The sequence below is a fragment of the Paenisporosarcina quisquiliarum genome, from assembly GCF_027563315.1.
GTDB lineage: Bacteria > Bacillota > Bacilli > Bacillales_A > Planococcaceae > Paenisporosarcina > Paenisporosarcina quisquiliarum.
This window is the reverse complement of the sequence record NZ_JAMKBJ010000011.1, coordinates 37198-54523: the sequence shown is the minus strand read 5'-3', so window position 1 is coordinate 54523 and position 17326 is coordinate 37198. Positions and strand designations below refer to the sequence as shown.

Annotated in this window: 22 protein-coding genes; 3 read left to right on the top strand and 19 right to left on the bottom strand. The window is 37.4% G+C overall.

Annotated features, from left to right (window positions below):
• The first annotated feature begins 142 nt into the window (after positions 1–142).
• Positions 143–1399: a TolB domain-containing protein gene (locus M9R32_RS12505; RefSeq protein WP_269927072.1), complete on the top strand. Its 1257-nt coding sequence runs from the start codon at positions 143–145 to the stop codon at positions 1397–1399.
• Between the two features lie 175 nt (positions 1400–1574).
• On the opposite strand, the gene M9R32_RS12500 is transcribed toward M9R32_RS12505, so the two are convergent.
• The 12 genes from M9R32_RS12500 to M9R32_RS12445 form a co-directional block, all read right to left on the bottom strand.
• Positions 1575–1703, bottom strand: a complete 129-nt coding sequence (locus M9R32_RS12500) for a hypothetical protein (protein WP_269927071.1) — start codon at positions 1701–1703, stop codon at positions 1575–1577.
• Positions 1704–1735: 32 nt separating this feature from the next.
• A complete protein-coding gene (locus M9R32_RS12495) occupies positions 1736–1918 on the bottom strand; it encodes a hypothetical protein (protein ID WP_269927070.1) in 183 nt (60 codons plus the stop codon).
• Positions 1919–1955: 37 nt separating this feature from the next.
• Positions 1956–2384 (bottom strand): YhfM domain-containing protein, encoded by a 429-nt coding sequence (locus M9R32_RS12490; protein WP_269927069.1) that lies wholly within the window; start codon positions 2382–2384, stop codon positions 1956–1958.
• A 20-nt stretch (positions 2385–2404) separates the two neighbouring features.
• Positions 2405–2956 (bottom strand): GNAT family N-acetyltransferase, encoded by a 552-nt coding sequence (locus tag M9R32_RS12485; protein WP_269927068.1) that lies wholly within the window; start codon positions 2954–2956, stop codon positions 2405–2407.
• Positions 2957–2984: 28 nt separating this feature from the next.
• Positions 2985–3863 carry a GNAT family N-acetyltransferase gene (locus M9R32_RS12480; protein WP_269927067.1) on the bottom strand — a complete coding sequence of 293 codons (879 nt, stop codon included), beginning with the start codon at positions 3861–3863 and terminating at the stop codon, positions 2985–2987.
• Positions 3864–4163: 300 nt separating this feature from the next.
• Positions 4164–5261 carry a DUF4179 domain-containing protein gene (locus M9R32_RS12475; protein WP_269927066.1) on the bottom strand — a complete coding sequence of 366 codons (1098 nt, stop codon included), beginning with the start codon at positions 5259–5261 and terminating at the stop codon, positions 4164–4166.
• Positions 5236–5781: a sigma-70 family RNA polymerase sigma factor gene (locus tag M9R32_RS12470; RefSeq protein ID WP_269927065.1), complete on the bottom strand. Its 546-nt coding sequence runs from the start codon at positions 5779–5781 to the stop codon at positions 5236–5238. The genes M9R32_RS12475 and M9R32_RS12470 overlap by 26 nt, the downstream gene beginning before the upstream one ends.
• A 236-nt stretch (positions 5782–6017) precedes the next feature.
• The gene (locus M9R32_RS12465) at positions 6018–6461 is read right to left on the bottom strand and encodes a hypothetical protein (protein WP_269927064.1); all 444 of its coding nucleotides are present in this window, start codon (positions 6459–6461) and stop codon (positions 6018–6020) included.
• A gap of 72 nt (positions 6462–6533) precedes the next feature.
• The gene (locus M9R32_RS12460; protein WP_269927063.1) at positions 6534–6848 is read right to left on the bottom strand and encodes a hypothetical protein; all 315 of its coding nucleotides are present in this window, start codon (positions 6846–6848) and stop codon (positions 6534–6536) included.
• Positions 6849–7239: 391 nt separating this feature from the next.
• Complete coding sequence (locus tag M9R32_RS12455; protein WP_269927062.1) at positions 7240–7773, bottom strand: GrpB family protein; 534 nt, start codon at positions 7771–7773, stop codon at positions 7240–7242.
• Positions 7774–7809: 36 nt separating this feature from the next.
• Positions 7810–8250: a hypothetical protein gene (locus tag M9R32_RS12450; protein ID WP_269927061.1), complete on the bottom strand. Its 441-nt coding sequence runs from the start codon at positions 8248–8250 to the stop codon at positions 7810–7812.
• A 74-nt stretch (positions 8251–8324) separates the two neighbouring features.
• A complete protein-coding gene (locus M9R32_RS12445) occupies positions 8325–8537 on the bottom strand; it encodes a hypothetical protein (protein WP_269927060.1) in 213 nt (70 codons plus the stop codon).
• A gap of 254 nt (positions 8538–8791) precedes the next feature.
• Between M9R32_RS12445 and M9R32_RS12440 the strand changes: the two genes are divergently transcribed.
• Positions 8792–9469 carry a YdeI/OmpD-associated family protein gene (locus tag M9R32_RS12440; protein WP_269927059.1) on the top strand — a complete coding sequence of 226 codons (678 nt, stop codon included), beginning with the start codon at positions 8792–8794 and terminating at the stop codon, positions 9467–9469.
• 40 nt (positions 9470–9509) lie between these two features.
• Here the strand turns inward: M9R32_RS12440 and rnz are convergent, their stop codons facing one another.
• From rnz to mce, 5 genes are all read right to left on the bottom strand, one after another.
• Positions 9510–10457, bottom strand: a complete 948-nt coding sequence (rnz, locus tag M9R32_RS12435; RefSeq protein WP_269927058.1) for a ribonuclease Z — start codon at positions 10455–10457, stop codon at positions 9510–9512.
• A gap of 1 nt (position 10458) precedes the next feature.
• A complete protein-coding gene (locus M9R32_RS12430; RefSeq protein WP_269927057.1) occupies positions 10459–11724 on the bottom strand; it encodes a DNA polymerase IV in 1266 nt (421 codons plus the stop codon).
• Positions 11725–11811: 87 nt separating this feature from the next.
• On the bottom strand, positions 11812–12936 hold the full coding sequence (locus M9R32_RS12425; protein WP_269927056.1) for a M20/M25/M40 family metallo-hydrolase: 1125 nt from the start codon (positions 12934–12936) through the stop codon (positions 11812–11814).
• Between the two features lie 12 nt (positions 12937–12948).
• Positions 12949–14496, bottom strand: coding sequence for an acyl-CoA carboxylase subunit beta (locus tag M9R32_RS12420; RefSeq protein ID WP_269927055.1), 1548 nt, complete (start codon positions 14494–14496; stop codon positions 12949–12951).
• Positions 14497–14501: 5 nt separating this feature from the next.
• The gene (mce, locus tag M9R32_RS12415) at positions 14502–14912 is read right to left on the bottom strand and encodes a methylmalonyl-CoA epimerase (protein WP_269927054.1); all 411 of its coding nucleotides are present in this window, start codon (positions 14910–14912) and stop codon (positions 14502–14504) included.
• A 127-nt stretch (positions 14913–15039) separates the two neighbouring features.
• Between mce and prli42 the strand changes: the two genes are divergently transcribed.
• Entirely contained in the window at positions 15040–15135 is a 96-nt protein-coding gene (gene prli42 / locus M9R32_RS12410) for a stressosome-associated protein Prli42 (protein ID WP_269927053.1), read from the top strand.
• A 21-nt stretch (positions 15136–15156) separates the two neighbouring features.
• Here the strand turns inward: prli42 and M9R32_RS12405 are convergent, their stop codons facing one another.
• Positions 15157–16149 carry an aromatic acid exporter family protein gene (locus M9R32_RS12405; protein ID WP_269927052.1) on the bottom strand — a complete coding sequence of 331 codons (993 nt, stop codon included), beginning with the start codon at positions 16147–16149 and terminating at the stop codon, positions 15157–15159.
• Between the two features lie 692 nt (positions 16150–16841).
• Positions 16842–17282 (bottom strand): BrxA/BrxB family bacilliredoxin, encoded by a 441-nt coding sequence (locus tag M9R32_RS12400; protein WP_269927051.1) that lies wholly within the window; start codon positions 17280–17282, stop codon positions 16842–16844.
• Positions 17283–17326 lie beyond the last annotated feature (44 nt).

Below are 17326 nucleotides of genomic sequence, written 5' to 3'. Positions count from 1 at the left end.
CACAGGCTATATTTTTCCCGAATCCATTATTGTGAAACATACAGACAATTATATCACTTTTTACTAAACGGCAAAAACTTTCCCATTTTTACATGTGTAAGTTCTAGTGTTCAGTACAACATAACATCTAAGAGGTGATGATATGGCTAGGTTTGTTTATCTGTTTTTGATCGTTTGTTTTTTATACCCGTCCACGACGAATGCGGCACCAACTGATTCGTCAGTAAAAGTCGCCTATATTAAGGATGGCTATTTGTGGATCAAAGATAAAGGGTTAGAAAAAAAGGTGACCGATCAAAAATCAAATTATCCTAATCCCCCACAATGGTCTTTTGATGGGAAAATGCTTCTTTATCAAAAAGAAGTACCTGCTACCATAAATGAAAGTCGAGTTATTGAAAATGAATTGTGGGTGTATGATTTAACAACCAAAAAGCAAAGTAAAATTTTTTATGATGGATATAATCCAAAGTGGTCACCAACTGAAAATATTGTTGCGTTTCAAAACGGTGGTGTGTTGAACATATCTGACTTAACGAGTTTTTATAACATCGCTCTCGGTGTTGACGATTATGCATGGCAGCCGAATGGGAAGGGCTTTATCGCATCATCAAGTGCTTCCTTAAGGCCAGACGGATGGACAAATCCAATCCTTTACACTATTTCATTAACCGCTGGATATCAAAACATCAGCGATTTATCTAAAAATGCGAATAAATTCTTTGTGCTTCCAAAAGAACTCCAGAAAGATGAAATCAAAATCCCTTCAATCAATGCCCAATCATTTGCTTATTCACCAAATAACAAATGGATATCTTTTATTGTGTCGCCTACCGCTTCTTGGTCGATGGACAGTAATATGCTTTGTGTCATTTCAGCAGATGGGAAAGAATTTACCGTTCTTGACGAGGTCATCTTCGAATTCAATCCAAAGTGGTCATTTAAGGATAGTTTACTCGGCTACATCGCCGGTGGAGGACGAATTGTATTTGGTTTCAAAAATAAAGACTTAAAAGTAACGGAACTCCCTGCATACCATACTTTGACCCTTACACCAAAAAAATATGCAGATATGGGCTTTACATGGGTTAACGAGCGTTCTCTTATTGTATCCAGGGTGAAAGAAAGTGAATGGTCAAATGACCCTGAAAAGCGCCCTAAACCATCCTTATATTTTTTACCTTTAGACAGTCAGAAACAATTAAAAATTACTAACCCACCAAAAGATCAAGGTGATTATTATCCACAATTCTTGCCTTCGATTAATAAAATCACTTGGGTAAGACAAATCGATATCGCGAATACTAAAGGGGATTTATGGATAGCTGATCCGAATGGTGAAAACGCGCACATTTGGATAGAAGATGTTGGACCGTACTCCTTCTATCCTTCATCATGAGAAGGATTGTATCTTATACAAAATTAAAGCCAACTCTGGAGAAAGAGTTGGCTTTTTTCTTGTGCATGATAAAGTACAATAATTGAAAGAACAATGAAAATGGTGTATGGAATATAAAGTATATTTCCTGCCATCATCAAGATTCCTTCCTCAAGACGGGCTTCCTTCATAAGAATTATCTAGTTAATGAAATATTCTTTTCTTGACTCAATCTTTCTACTTCTTGCTCCAATACATGAAGTCGTCTATGAATGCGATAAAAAATTGGTAAATATGCAATAACGACGATTAATACCAACCCCATACATGCACTTCCTTCCTAAAATTCTAAAGGTATTAATTCATTCCGCCACCCGAATGATTGTTGTTATCCCCCATCCGGTAATTCGAATCATCCCCTGGCTTCGCATGTGGATGTGTTGATTTAAATGGATGATTATTAATCTTCTTTCTTCTCCAATCAATATAGACACCCATGCCAATTAATAATGTGAACAGAGCTCCAATAAACCAATACATTTAGATTTCTCCCCTTTTCTTGTCTGCATCTCCACAATTATTCAAATTCTATTTGTTTTTCAATCAGTTCTATGTTTTCTTTTTCAATTAGAAATGAAGCTAATTTTTCAATTGCACTTTCATCCAGACGAAAAGTTTCGTTTCTTTGTGGATGTAATTGTTGAATGAAGCCTTCTTTATCAGTATTAATCCATAGATGGTAATTTTCCACTCGATCATCCTTTTGCATATAAAAAGAAAGCAGGGGTTCGGTCTTAATTATTTTTTGTTTCTCCATTTTTTTTGCATTCTCTACGGCTTGTATAAAAGTATCCATAGTGTCTTCGTCGTTTCTATAAATTACTGTTTCTTTATGGTCATCCCAGTATTGGAGATTAATTTGTTCTACTTGCTCCTGTACATCACCACAAGAAACCAAAAGAAAAAGAATTAATACTCCCAAAAATAACATCTTGTTGACATTCATCGAGTAACACCCTTTTCACTTTATGAATTACAGAGTTGATAATAAATAAGAAAATCTGTCCACTCGCCATTTTCAAATGCGAATTTTTCTCTCGTACATTCCAATTTAAAACCGTTTTTTTCTGCAAGACGAATGGAAGGTAAATTGTCTGTATTAATATGCAATTCAATTCGATGAAAACCTAAGTTCTTAAACGCCCATTCCTTGGTGGCTGATACACTTTCGGAACCATAGCCCATTTGCCAGTATTGATTATGAATGGAGTACCCCATCATTGCCCACTGATAATCCAGCCTTAAGATCTTGAATAATTCAACTTTGCCGACATTCACTCCATCTTCTTTACGAAAGACACCGTACTGGTACATTTCATCATTACTTGCTGCTTTATGAAATCCTTCAATCCAGGCGCAAAACCAGTCGAAAGAGGAAGACGGCATATCTGAAGGGCGTCCATCATCATATTTATATTGGGATGGAAGCCTTTTGTCATATTCCGCATACCAATTCTCATAATCTTCTTTTTCATATGGGCGAATAATTAACCTATCCGTTTCAATTTTGATTTCCAACGAAAAAACTCCTTTAATCGAACATTATCTAAATGGTGAGTTCATATGTAACAAGTTGATGTTCTTCTTCAAAACCCACCTTCTTGTAAATGGAAATGGCTGCTTCATTACTCCTTTTAACACATAAAGTTATTTCATTTATTTCATGAAAGGAGAATAAGAATTTCAGACTTTCGTTTAATAATTGTTTTCCTATACCTCTGTTCCTTGCATGAGGAGTAACGGCAATGAAATGAATATCCCCTTCTGAAAAGTTCGGATTCGCTTCACAAAATACATAACCGAGCAATTTACCTTCTGAACTTGCAACAAATACTTTATGTCCGTTATTGATTTTTTCGATTATTTCTTCAGCTGTGAAATAAGCATGCTTAAATGCTTCCTCATGCAACAATTTAAAAGAATCATATTCGTCGGATGTCATTTCTGCTACCTCACACTTTGCTTCAATAGATGGTTGAAGATGTGAACGAGTGATTGTCAGAATCAAATGCTCACCTTTATTTGTTGCCCCTAGCCGCTTCATAAAAGAAGTACAATTCGAATTATGTATCTGATAAAAACCATGTGCATTGTTAAGGGACAATGGAAGTTGTCTTACTAATTGATCCCACATCATGATGGAGACTTGCTGCCATTCATCATGGTTGACAAAAGGTCCCCAAATTTCAGCATTCCTTGTATTCCCATCGATATCAAAACCAAGAACACCAATCATTGTGTCATTTTCGTAGGCTACCACTAATGATTCTTCCAAGGGGAAATCTGAGAAATCATTCAACAATGTGTGTAAAATCTCTTTTTCATTTATTCCACAATAGCCAACATGATGTTGGGTAATTTTATTCATGTTAGCAATGAACCTAGAAACAGCCTCAAGGTCTTTCGAGTATTTAAGTTCGATCATGATAAACCCTTTCCTTAATAAAGTTTTCTGAATAATTAACTTAATTATATCCTTTATTAATATGGAAAACATCTGTTATTTTGGTTTTACTTTCCAAAAACTAAAAAAACTAAAATTGAAACCTGCCTAAATCTAATATATAAAAAAACACCGAATTAAAGTCTAAGCCAATCAGTATTGAACCCAAAAAAGGCATCCAATTAGTATGATTGGATGCTTTTTTTTATTGCAATATTAATTCCCACTTTATTCCAAATTAATATAAAACTGAACAGCTAAGTCCTTTACAGTTTAGAAAAATTAATCCAAGTCCTCTTCCGGCAACGTTGGTATTGTTGGATCCTCCACAAGGGAATGGGACTGATTGATTAAATCGACCTTAATTGCATCAAATTCAAGATGTTTCGATTCAGATTCCTCTGTTTCGGTGTTAAAGCGACTGACTTGGGCAATTGGATATAAAGTTAAGGAAGTTGCCTGTGAATTTAATCCCCGCAGCGTAGCCGTCCAATTAAAATCCTCTCGTGTTCGTGCTGATCCATCTGTAGAGCCACCGTTATAAGGCACTTTGTACACATTGCCTAAATTGTCACTGGCGATTAATTCAGCTTCTACAAATTCCCATTCTTCTAACAAGCTAGGTTCGACAAGTTGTTGATATTCAATATTGACTGAAACATCGGTTACAGTAAGTTCTTTTAAATGAACCGTCACTCCGTCAGTCTTTACTTTTTCATCAAGAATAATGGGTTCTTTAGAAATTTGGCTGACCGCAAACTCAAAGGCCCAATTACCTTCGACTTCTTTTTTTTCCGTTATAATCGTATCGGGTTCCCAAGAGATACTTACCTGCGCCATCTCACTCTCAAAATTTGGTGTGAGTGTATACAAGCCAACATAGCCTACATTTTCTACATATTCGAATTTCAAATTTGTATTTTTTCCATCCACGCCTTTGACAACTGGCTGCCCCTTGATTTGAAGTGTATCTCCCAATGGATTTTCCGACTTTAAAATAAATGATAGCGTCACACTCGTCCCATCGAAGAGAGCCTGGTCAATGACTATGTCGATGCCTTCACTACTTTGAGTCAAACCGACTGATTCGCTAAAGCTAGAGTACGATTCATAATTATCCGTCGCAAAATAGCCAAACACATTCCCAATGACTGGGATTTGGGCAACAAAGTTTGCAAATGCCGGTGAGGAAATCATAGATGTAGTCCCAATCCCAAGAATCAGAACAGCCGCCGCAGCCACTTGATAAATACGTTTTTTACTTTTTTTGTTTTGAACAGGTGGGTTAAATAAGGTGTCGTCAATGATTTGGTCGAGCTTTTGTGTCGGCACAAGGATTGTCTCAAGCGATGATTTAATTGAAATCTCTTTTTCTGTCATCTGAATACACTCCTTTAATACTTTGTTTTAGTAAGGATAGACCACGGTGAATATTCGTTTTCACCGTGCCTTCAGGGCAATCGAGTACATTCGCAATTTGATTAACTGAGAAGTCTTGGTAAAACCTTAGCAGTATCGTCGTTTTATATTTTTCCGGTAATTTACTGAGAGCATCTGCAATGTCCAATTTTTGAGCAAGATCCTCCGATCTACCATCAACTAATTGCTCAACGATTTCATCCATCACGACAATCTTTTTCTGCTTCTTCAGCATTGCAATGGCATTATTTATACAGATCCGCGTCAACCACGTTGAGAAATATATAGGCTCTCTCAATTGATTTATGGATTCCATTGCTTGCAGTACCGTTTGCTGAAAAACTTCAATTGCATCTTCTTCGTTTTTTACGTATACATATGCCATCCGATAAAGCTTTTCTTTTTCTTGCTTTAACAATTGTTGGAGAGCCAATTTATCGCCTTGAATTGCCTCAACAACACTCTGCTCTTCGTGTTGCATTCTGCTCATCCCCCTTCATATAAATTAGAGCAATAATACGTTTAAAACGTTTCAATTTTTTGTATGCTTATATCTATCTATATAGAAACTAGATTCAAAGGATCTGGTATCTCATTAATATACAAATGGAAAAGGATTGTACCCGCTTAATTTGGGTCCAATCCTTTTAACTTGTTAACGATTAAAATGAGAATAAATTTGTCGTTTGTTGAAGAAAAGGTATATAAATCGGGATGTTATATTTTTAAGTCACCAATCTTATTTAGAACTCCCCTAAATTTACTCTGTATTTTTCTACATTTATCACTTCTAATTAATTCATCAACGAACCAAAAAATGAAAGCAGACAGAATTGCACTAACAAAGAAGAAGTTATTCAATAAACTATCTACATCTAAAATAAGTATATATCCTTCATGTGCCCACAGTTGCATTGGAAATAATACTAATATTGCGCCCATAAATACATGAATAATGAACGCCATAAACATTCGATAAAAACCTCTTAATCTTTTAGTAATTAAGTCAGAAAAAATAGAGGATGTTGTCCCATATATTAAAACAATTGGTAGTAGGTACATCCCTAAAAAAAGACTCACGGCAATTTCTTCAAATGCTGAATAAATAATAAGCATAATTGCACTAGAGGTACACGCAGAAACTATTTTTCTGACAATCAAAGTCCGCACTCCCATCCACTTGAAATTATTTAAACGCTTCCTCATCTATCCTGCATCATTAGTTCAAGAAAATTAATCCTCGACTCTTTTTATTTCAAACTTCATACGGTCTAAATCCCAAACATCTGCATCAGTATTAGAAGAGACAGTTACTTCAAGTTTCTGCCCAATGTTATATCTCTCTACATTATCTACAGGGATTTCGTAAACATTTCCGTCTTTTCTACCTTCATCTAACCCGTCATATTCTTTAATAACTAACTTTTCTCCTTCAACAAGGATCTCCTCTACTGTTCCTGTGAATGTAAAGTCCTCTTGATAATCAGAACAGCCAGCAATAAATAAAAAAATCAATAATAATAAACTTATTGCGATTTTATTTTTCACAATAACACCCCCTTGAAAAATCAGATGGATAATGTGTAAAGTGTTCAACAAAGCTGCCATGTTAGTTCAATAACAAAGTTGTAATTCACTAAACCTTTATTCTCCTTTACGTAGAAACTTTAAATATAGAAATAATGAAATTAGCAATAATATTCCATAAAACCATATTGAACGGTACCAGATATTCTTAAACTCCATCAAAAAACTCATTCCGCCTTGTTCTGGAGGTAAAAGAGAATACACAGACACTTCAATAAAAAACATAAAAACAAAAAACATGAAGAAAATCAGAAAAATTATCCACCCGGAAGATTTGGATTTCATTAAAGTATCCTTCCTATTACATCGTCATTATAAAAACATAAAGTATAAATCAATGCTGATGCCGATCTCATCCACTTAGTCTCTTTGCATAAATTCGTTTCACGAATTCTTCTTTATAATCCGTGTACGCCAGAATGCCTGTATCAGATTTCTGAACGTACTCCAATTTGAGTTGCTCATATTCTTTTCTAATTGTTTCGTGCGAGTTTAAATAATCTCTGAAGAAAATCAAATTCTTCCAGAGTTCTTTTTCATATTCAACCAAATGGATGAAATGTGTTTTCTCGTCATATGTGTCATCTGTAAATTTTGCAAACACTACTTCACCAGGACGTTCTACCCGTAACCTTAAAAAACCAGCTTTTTTCAGACCATCCGTTACTGATTTTTCAATTTGGTTTATTTCATCAAGACCAACCACAATATCCACAATTGGTTTTGCCATAATCCCTTTAATAGATGTGCTGCCGATATGTTCAATCCGATCATGTTCAATTTGAGTATGATTTTGTATCTGCTGTTTTATCTTGAAAAATTCTGCATCCCATTCAGATGTATGTGGTACTAATAAAACCTCATCTTTTTTCAATCCCAGTTTCAAATCCATACTCCCCCTTTAGTGATATTAAAGATTGATTTATGGTGCTTGGATTCTATCAGTAGTATCTAACAAAAGCTCTTTCAGAACCAGGGTCTGTTCTTGCGATAAATGACCGTAGCCTTCTTTATCGCTCTCACCTATGATTGTTGCTGTATTATCCGCATTGAACCAAATTTTATATTCATATAACCGTTCGGGCATATTTTTATCAGTTTCCCACCACAGTGTAACTTGAACATCTTCCTCACGGGACATAGATGGAATTTTGTTCGGTTCCCAGTTAATTTCTTCGAATGCTTGATCAATATTACTCAAACTTTGTTCATCAAGAATCATCCATGTTCCTTCTGACTTATGCTCGGGGTTAGTGATTTCGAAATAGACTCTAGTTAATGTAGGTGAAACTACATTGCTGCAGCCAACCAGTACAAACATCATTAATGAGATCATGAAAAAATGTTTTATGATAAACTTCACAGAAATTCTCCTTCAATCGGTTTATTGTAATCAACGGATTTACAAAGAAATAAGTTGCAATAATTCAAAGTTATCTATAGAGAACATTTAGACAAAAGAAATATGACGACAATGGCTAATACCACCGTGCTGATTGTCGACATACAACCTCCTTTAGCTAGTGCCCCTAAATCACCAACCATTGATCGGTTAACGGCATCTGCAAATTCAATGGAAGGGATTTTATGATGTTTCTTAGGTTGTTCGAATTTGGTTTCTACCTTAGGGTTTTCATGTTTATTACTCAAGTTCCAACCAACCTTTCAAAAATTTATTTCAAAGTACATTAAAGAATTATCAATATAGGGTTCCAATTCATCGACTCTAAATGTATTTTCTTTCTCCCTGCATTTTCAAAGTTAATCCCCCATATGGAATATTTTTTCTATTTCGTTTATTCTAAATATAACAAAGGGATTAATAATATCATATGTTTTTTGTATATTATGGAAATCGTTAGGTGCTTTAAGACATAAATGAAGAGAATCAAGAGGAGATTAAGATGAATTCTACGAAAAGTGTTATTGAAAAATTAGGCATACATAAATACTCTACCAAATTAATCTTGAACAAGCCGGAAACAGTCCATGATTTTGACGAATTGCACTATGATACGAAAATCAATGAAACTCGCTACCAGTTCGTGTTTATCTTCACTTTCACTATGGAAGATTTCACAAAACAATTAAACACAGTCATTGAAAAGAATTTGGTTGAAGACAATGGCTACCTGTACTCTGCTTATCCTAAAAAGAACAATCCAACCTATCAAGAATATATAGAGCGCGATCGCTTTTATGAAGATTTATCACTGGATGAAGATGGTTACGTGCGAAATAGTCAGATTAAATTTTCGCGTATGGTCAGTTTGAATGAAACGTTTACAATTGTCGGTTTGAAATCATTGCCAAAGAAACCGAAAAAAGCGGACAGCACAAAAAATAGCCAGTGTGTGGATGACTATATCGAGTATGTCGACCATATTAAAGAATATTTAAGCAACAAGGAAGATTTACTGAATGCCTATAATCAATTGACATACGGCTACCAAAAAGATTGGGCACGTTTTGTGTATAGTGCAAAAAGAGTTGAAACCCAGGAAAAACGCTTACTGGAAATGGAGAACGTACTTGGGGAAGGCTACAAATCGATGGATTTATATCGAAGAAAGAAAAAATAATCGCAAAAAAGCGTACCTGAATGATCACATCCAGGTACGCTTATTTATTTTTGATTCGTTTTAATTCATCTTGCTTCAATTCATATTCCGCAAAGTCCTCCGCTACTTGGATGGAAGGAAAGATGGATAATCCTTGTTTTCGGAGTTCTTCAGCCTGGCTCGGTAAAAATCTGGCACTGATATGTTGAACAATAAGATGTTTGGCTCCGCTCTCTTTCGCAACTTGTGCTGCCTGCGTAATGGTTGAATGGCCATATGGTTTTGCCAGTTCTTCGGTACCAGCATCAAAGGTTGCTTCATGTATGACGATATCGACATCTCTGCTTAATTCAATCGAAGCCTGGCAATAGCGTGTATCCCCGAGAATACTTATAGAGAATCCTTTAACCGGCCCTGCGGTAACATCTTGACTTAATACAGTTTGACCATTTTCTAAAACTACATCCTGCCCATATTTAAGTTTTGCCAACAACGGTCCTTTCGGTACACCCATTTCAACAGCTTTTTCGATTAATAATTGCGGAGGCAAAGGATTTTGTAGAACTCGATAGCCAAAACATGGAATGACATGGTGAAGCAGTTTGGCTTCAACAGTAAATTGATCATCTTCGAAAATAATACCTTCCTGAATTTCGACAAAGTTCACTTTATACTGCAAAACGGTACGAGATATGCGAAGTGTCGTTGTAATCCACTCTTCAATACCAATCGGTCCATAAATAGTTAATGGTTCTTGCCCGTCCATAAAAGAACGTGAACCAAGCAATCCTGGCAATCCGAAAATATGATCCCCATGCATATGGGTAATAAATATTTTTTCGAGCTTTCTTGGCTTTAAGGTTGTGTGCAACATTTGATGCTGCGTCGCTTCACCACAATCAAACAACCAGAACGTTCCTCTTTCTTGCATCAATTTCAATACAAGTGCACTTGTATTTCGTTGTTTGGAAGGCATGCCAGCGCCTGTGCCTAAAAATTGCAATTCCATATCACTTGTTCTCCCTGTCTTTGTGATCGTCTAAAAAGTCATTACTGAAACTCGTCTTCGATTCATACGTCGGTTTTCTAACTTGTGTATGACCTCTTGTAATCATATCTTTGCCAAATTTTGATTGGAGCGTTTCCACTAGTTTCAATATAGGTTCTTCTTTTGCATGTTCTTCAAAGTTGTAGATGGACAATTGCTCGGTAAAGTCTACACGATCCACTACATTGCTAACAGTCACTCCAAGCAAACGGATTGGTTGACCGTCCCAATTTTTAGTAAACAAAGACCATGCCACTTCAAAGATCTTATCTTTTTCATAAACCAAATTGCGAAACGACTGGCTTCGAGACGAATTTCTCCAATCTGCATCCCGAATTTGAATGGAAACTGTAGGACCCGCAAGCCGCTTTGCTTCCAACCGGTTCGCAACTTTTGCACTCAAGGTTTGAAAAACTTTTCGCAACTCCATTAAGTCGGTCTCGTCACTTGGAAGTGTCGTGGAGTTACCCACACTTTTCGTGTCATATACGGAATCTGGGTCGACAATTCTGTCATCTAGACCATTTGCACGGTTTTTTAATCGAATGCCATTCTTTCCAAGTGCTTCTTTCAGTATACCCTCTTCAGCCTTTGCAATATCGCCGATTGTGTTCAATCCGATACTATTCAACTTTTTCCCCGTGCTCTCTCCAACCCCATGCATGTCCAACACAGGTAATGGCCACAGAACTTTATCTATATCCCTCTTTCGAAGGACTGTAATTCCCATTGGCTTCTTTAAGTTTGACGCTGTTTTCGCTAAAAACTTGTTCGGGGCTATGCCAATCGAACATGGCAAATCCAGCTCTTGCTTTAATCTCATTTGAATGTCTGCAGCAATTTGAAGTGCCGTCATAGGGCTATCGATTTCTGTGACATCCATATACCCTTCATCGATCGAAACAGGTTCTACTTGTTTTGTATACGTTCTTAATAAATCAAACATCGCACGTGATGCAATTCGATAACGCTCGAAATTTGGTGGCAACAAGATCAGTTCGGGACATTTTCTTTTTGCTTCCCATACACTCATCGTTGTATATACTCCACGAGCACGCGCCTCATATGAACAAGTTACCAAAATCCCTCGTCGTTCTTTCGGATTTCCGGCTATGGCAATCGCTTTCCCTTTTAAGCTTGGATCATACGATTGTTCAACTGACGCATAAAAACTATTCATATCGATATGAAAAATAATACGAGATTTATTGCGTTTTATGTCCGTCATATCTTCATCGCCTCTTCATGTACTGAATTTAATCATAACAAAAATCGAGACATCAGGTTATCCTGAAATCTCGATTTTATCAGTACTTTAAGCTTTGTTAGCTGAAACTTTAACAATTTCCACAAGTAAATCAGACAATTTCTCAAGTTCTTCTACTGGCATACGTTCATTTTTCGTATGAATTTCTTCGTAGCCTACAGATAAGTTAACCGTTGGAATACCGAAGCCAGCAATAATGTTCGCATCACTGCCGCCACCACTTGTTCCAAGGTTTGGTGTGCGTCCAATGTTTTTAACTGCTTGAATGGCTACTTGCGTCACATGTTCATCTTCACCAAAACGGAAGCCAGGGTACATTAACTGAACATCAATTTCTGCTTTTCCACCCATTGCAGCAGCTGTCTCTTCAAATACTTTTTTCATATGAGCCGTTTGTGTATCCAATTTATCCGGCACAATCGAACGTGCTTCTGCAAGAATATTGACTTCATCACATACGATATTTGTTGCACTGCCACCTTCAAATCGTCCGATATTGGCTGTTGTTTCTTCGTCGATTCGACCTAATGTCATTTTCGCGATTGATTTTGAGGCGATGTTAATAGCAGAGATCCCTTTTTCTGGGGCTACTCCAGCATGAGCAGTTTTGCCTAAAATTTTTGCCCATATTTTTGCTTGATAAGGAGCCGCCGTAACGATTCCCCCTACTTTTCCATCTGAATCGACCGCAAATCCATATTTAGCGGTTATCAAAGAAGCGTCCAATTGTTTTGCGCCTGCAAGTCCACTTTCTTCACCAGCTGTAATGATGAATTGAATGTCCCCATGCTCAATGGATTCTTCTTTCAGACGTTTGACCATGTCGAATAACGCCGCGATACCTGCTTTATCGTCCGCGCCTAATATGGTTGTCCCATCCGAATAAATATAGCCGTCTTCGCGAAGTTCAGGTTTGATGCCTTTTCCTGGCACTACTGTGTCCATATGTGTTGTGAAATAAATTGTATCAACATCTAAAAGTGTTCCTTTTAATGTTGCAATTAAATTGCCAGCACCATGGCCACTGCGTGCTGCCGAATCGTCTTCAATGACATCGAAACCAAGGTCTTCCATTTTACTTTTTAGAATAGGGGCAATAATTTGCTCATGTTTTGTTTCTGAATCTATTTGTACCAGTTCCAAAAACTCATCAATTAAACGTTGGTTTGTCATATTAAAACTCCTTTATAATGGAATATTGCCATGTTTCTTGGCAGGTCGAGTTTCTTTTTTATTTCTCATCATATCGAGCGCCTGTATAAGTTTAATACGTGTATCGCGTGGATCGATGACATCATCCACCATTCCTCGAGCTGCAGCTACATAAGGATTTGCAAATTTTTCGCGATATTCCTCGATTTTTGTCGCGCGCGTTTGTTCGGGATTGTCGCTTTGCGCGATTTCCCGGGAAAAGATTACGTTCGCAGCCCCTTGTGGACCCATTACTGCAATCTCCGCATTTGGCCATGAGAACACTAAGTCAGCACCGATGGATTTAGAGTTCAATGCCACGTATGCACCGCCATATGCTTTTCTTAAAATGACTGTCATCTTCGGAACCGTCGCTTCTGAGTAAGCATATAAAATCTTCGCTCCGTGACGAATGATTCCTCCATGTTCTTGCTTAATTCCCGGGAAAAATCCGGTTACATCCTCAAACGTGATGATCGGAATATTAAATGAATCGCAGAAACGGATAAATCTTGCCGCTTTATCAGAAGAATTGATATCCAGACCGCCAGCCATAACTTTCGGTTGGTTACACACCAATCCTACAACTTCACCTTTGATACGCGCCAGTCCGATTACCACATTACGTGCAAACTCTTTTTGAACTTCCATGAACGAGTCCTGATCCACCACTTGTTCGATCACCTTACGAATGTCATAAGGTCGAATGGCATCAAACGGAATGATATCTGTTAAATCAGGTCGATAATCATCCGCTTGGTCTGCTTCCAGGCGAGGTGGTTTTTCATCGTTATTTTGTGGCAAGAAACTCAACAAATCTCTTACTTGTTGAAGTATTTCTTGTTCAGTTTCAGCTCTGAAATGAGCATTCCCACTGATGGCATTATGTACTTTGGAACCGCCCAAGTCCTCAGAAGATATTTTTTCTCCTGTTACAGTTTCAATAACTTTTGGACCGGTAATAAACATTTGACTTGTCTTATCGACCATAAATACGAAATCCGTGATTGCCGGTGAATAGACTGCTCCACCAGCACATGGTCCCATAATGACAGATATCTGTGGGATGACACCGGAATAAATGGCATTGCGATAGAAAATATGGCCATAACCATCAAGAGATACGACACCTTCTTGAATACGTGCACCACCAGAATCATTCAACCCGATAAAAGGTGCTCCATTTTTAGCAGCTAAGTCCATAACGTTGGCAATTTTCATCGCATGCATTTCACCAAGAGCTCCACCAAAGACAGTAAAGTCCTGCGAGAATAAATAAATAGCACGACCATTTACTTTTCCGTAACCTGTAACGACTCCGTCCCCTGGCCCTTTTTGATTGGCCATGCCAAAATCGACTGTACGGTGTTCAATGAATGGATTCAATTCAACAAAAGTTCCCGGATCAACCAATAAGTCGATGCGTTCACGTGCCGTTAGTTTCCCTTTTGCATGTTGTTTTTCAATTCTTTCGTCTCCGCCACCAAGTTCGATTTCACGCTTGCGATCATATAAATCACTGATTTTCTCATAAATGTCCATGTATTTTACCCCTTTAACCCGCTTTTATCACACAATTCATAAAGTACACCGTAAGAAGACTTTGGATGTAGGAATGCAACTTGAGCACCGCCTGCTCCAATCTTCGGCTGTTCATTCAGTATTCGAACGCCTTTTTCACGAAGTTCATTCATACGTTCTTCTATACCTTCTACCCCGAACGCAATATGGTGAATGCCTTCCCCTTTTTTCTCAATAAATGAATGAATGGCGCTTTGTTCAGACATCGGCTCTAATAGCTCAAGTTTGACGTTACCTGCATCAATGAATGCTACACGAACCGATTCGGAAGTCACTTCTTCAATTTTCAAGACTTTTAAACCTAATGTTTCTGTATAATAAGGGATTGTTTCATCTAGATTTTTAACTGCAATGCCGATATGATCGACTTTTTTCAAAATAGCCACACCCTTCTGTTTTCTCCATCCTCTATTGTACCGATTTCTTTTTGAAAACTCTACCTCTTGTGAATTTTTTCAAATTCTACTAAACTTAAGAATAGCTAGGATAAAGGAGTTGTTTCGCATGCGCAATGCAAATTTCCGCAAGTTTATCATTTATTTAATGATTATCATGATGGTGTTATCAAGTGTCTTGTTCGGATTAAGTTTGTTCTTTTAAAAAAACAGCTTCGAAGGATTGTTATGACTCCTTCGAAGCTGTCTTTTTTTTCATATTAAAGCCAACAAAACTGCGTTTGATGTGTAAGTATTGATCCATCTCTTCGATGAACTGGTACAGTGCTGCCATCGCCAGAAAGTTTTCATGATCTTTTGGTAATGGCATTTTTGCAAATTCTTCTTTAACCTCATCAAGTTTTGATATAAATTTGTTAGCTGTATTACCTGAATGCACGTGATCTGCCAGTTCTTCCATAAAATCAGCAACAATGTAACAATGTGAAATGTTGACGGGCAATGCTGTGATTTTCGGTAGCACTCTTTCAATTATTTCGAACTGTTGTTCGCGCATATCAAAGTATAGATAGTACAGATTTTGCCTACGATTTAAATGATTTTCAACATCCTGATAAGCAAGTGCCTTTCCTTTTTCAATGACTTCAGAAGCTTCTACAAGCTCTTTCCCATCCCAGTCAGAGTCTCCATTTCTCAAATAAAACGCAATTTCATGGAATATTTTCGAGTACAGAGACTCAATTTCCAAACGAAAGCTTTTTAAATCCTTTTCTATAGACGGCATGTAAATGTTAACTAGCAGTGCCACACCAAAACCAACAGCCATTAATTGCGCTTCATTCCACAGTAGTGACCATGTCAATTCTTTTGAATCGAATAAATGAAGAAGGATGACAACACTCGAAACAAAGCCATCCTGAAATTTTAAAGAAACAAGAGTTGGTATAAATAATATTAAAATAAGACCAAAAACGAGTGGATGATACGAGATTCCTTCAAAAAAGACGAAAGCAAATCCTACTCCGATAATGCTCGCAATAATACGGGAATATACAGCGCGCACTGACTTACGTTTCGTAGGCTGAATGCACAAAACGGTCAAAATAAAGGCAGAACTGTAATAGTCTAAGTTTAAAAACATGGCAATGAGCATGGCAATACTCGCACCAACAGCCGTCTTTAATGTCCGATAACCGATTTTAAATCGTCGGAAATTCATAATTCACCAACTTTCGAAAAGAAAAGTGATTTTTCTTACGTAATCATTTGTTAAACAATGAGTAATTCTATTTAGCATTATAAATAAATTCTGTATTAAAATTAGCAGAATTTCTTAAAAATAGATCAAGTTAAACGATATTGTTGATTTTCGTTCCATGCGGACGCTTTCCGCGGGTGGTCCACTAGCCTCCTCATTCGCGGTGCTCACTGCGGGGTCTAGTTTGGACACGCTGATTCCGCTGGAGTCGCCGTATTCTACTACAATCATTAAAGTAAACAGTGAAATGACTTAACTTACGATCTAGTGATATGAAGCATCACTGCGACGAGTAATCGCAGGAGCCAAAACAGTGAAGACTCCTGCGGGAACAGCGAAGTGCTGAAATCCACTCGGACATTATGTCCGAGTTAGTTCGGCGCAAGCCCGCGGAAAGCGTAGCTGTTTTGCGGAATATCAACAACAACATTTAACATAGCCTTAAAATAAAAGGAATGCATTTGCGCACCTAGCAACCTGCATGAAAGAATTTTTCCAAAGAAGATTTGTCCATATTTTTGGCAACGAAGCTCACGAAGTTGGCTCCTTTGGAACGTGGTGCAAGCGGAAAAAGCACAAAACATTAAAGTTTAACAGTGCCTACCTATAATTAAAGTAGAAAAAAGAGCACCGACTAAGTGCTCTTTTTTTCCTTATAGCTCGTCACAATGTTCTTCAAACAGTGCTTGAATGTGTGTGATCACTGACATTGGATCGTGACCTTCAATTTCATGACGACCAATTTCAGCAACAGGTTGTCCGTCTTTTAAAAGAACAAAAGAAGGAGATGATGGCAAATGTTCGTCACCAAACAACATACGAGCTTGGGCAGTTGCTTCTTTATCTTGTCCTGCAAATACAGTTACTAAGTGATCTGGTCGTTTGTCATAATGCACTGCGTTCGCAGCTGCAGGGCGAGCGATACCGCCTGCACAACCACATACAGAGTTAATCATCACTAGGGATGTACCTGGACGTGCAAATGCTTGATCAACTTCTTCGGCTGAAGTCAATTGCTCATACCCACTTGCTTCCATTTCTCCACGTGCCTGACGTACTATATCGTTCATCAATAAGTTAAAATCCATATTCATTTGTAAAACTCCTCTCAAACTTCACTTTTAATAATAGCAGGTCA

Coding starts and splice junctions, on each gene's coding strand:
- M9R32_RS12505 (WP_269927072.1), top strand. CDS start 143: ATGGCTAGGTTTGTTTATCTGTTTTTGATCGTTTGTTTTTTATACCCG.
- M9R32_RS12500 (WP_269927071.1), bottom strand. CDS start 1,703: ATGGGGTTGGTATTAATCGTCGTTATTGCATATTTACCAATTTTTTAT.
- M9R32_RS12495 (WP_269927070.1), bottom strand. CDS start 1,918: ATGTATTGGTTTATTGGAGCTCTGTTCACATTATTAATTGGCATGGGT.
- M9R32_RS12490 (WP_269927069.1), bottom strand. CDS start 2,384: ATGAATGTCAACAAGATGTTATTTTTGGGAGTATTAATTCTTTTTCTT.
- M9R32_RS12480 (WP_269927067.1), bottom strand. CDS start 3,863: ATGATCGAACTTAAATACTCGAAAGACCTTGAGGCTGTTTCTAGGTTC.
- M9R32_RS12475 (WP_269927066.1), bottom strand. CDS start 5,261: ATGACAGAAAAAGAGATTTCAATTAAATCATCGCTTGAGACAATCCTT.
- M9R32_RS12470 (WP_269927065.1), bottom strand. CDS start 5,781: ATGCAACACGAAGAGCAGAGTGTTGTTGAGGCAATTCAAGGCGATAAA.
- M9R32_RS12440 (WP_269927059.1), top strand. CDS start 8,792: ATGAATTCTACGAAAAGTGTTATTGAAAAATTAGGCATACATAAATAC.
- rnz (WP_269927058.1), bottom strand. CDS start 10,457: ATGGAATTGCAATTTTTAGGCACAGGCGCTGGCATGCCTTCCAAACAA.
- M9R32_RS12430 (WP_269927057.1), bottom strand. CDS start 11,724: ATGACGGACATAAAACGCAATAAATCTCGTATTATTTTTCATATCGAT.
- M9R32_RS12425 (WP_269927056.1), bottom strand. CDS start 12,936: ATGACAAACCAACGTTTAATTGATGAGTTTTTGGAACTGGTACAAATA.
- M9R32_RS12420 (WP_269927055.1), bottom strand. CDS start 14,496: ATGGACATTTATGAGAAAATCAGTGATTTATATGATCGCAAGCGTGAA.
- prli42 (WP_269927053.1), top strand. CDS start 15,040: ATGCGCAATGCAAATTTCCGCAAGTTTATCATTTATTTAATGATTATC.
- M9R32_RS12405 (WP_269927052.1), bottom strand. CDS start 16,149: ATGAATTTCCGACGATTTAAAATCGGTTATCGGACATTAAAGACGGCT.
- M9R32_RS12400 (WP_269927051.1), bottom strand. CDS start 17,282: ATGAATATGGATTTTAACTTATTGATGAACGATATAGTACGTCAGGCA.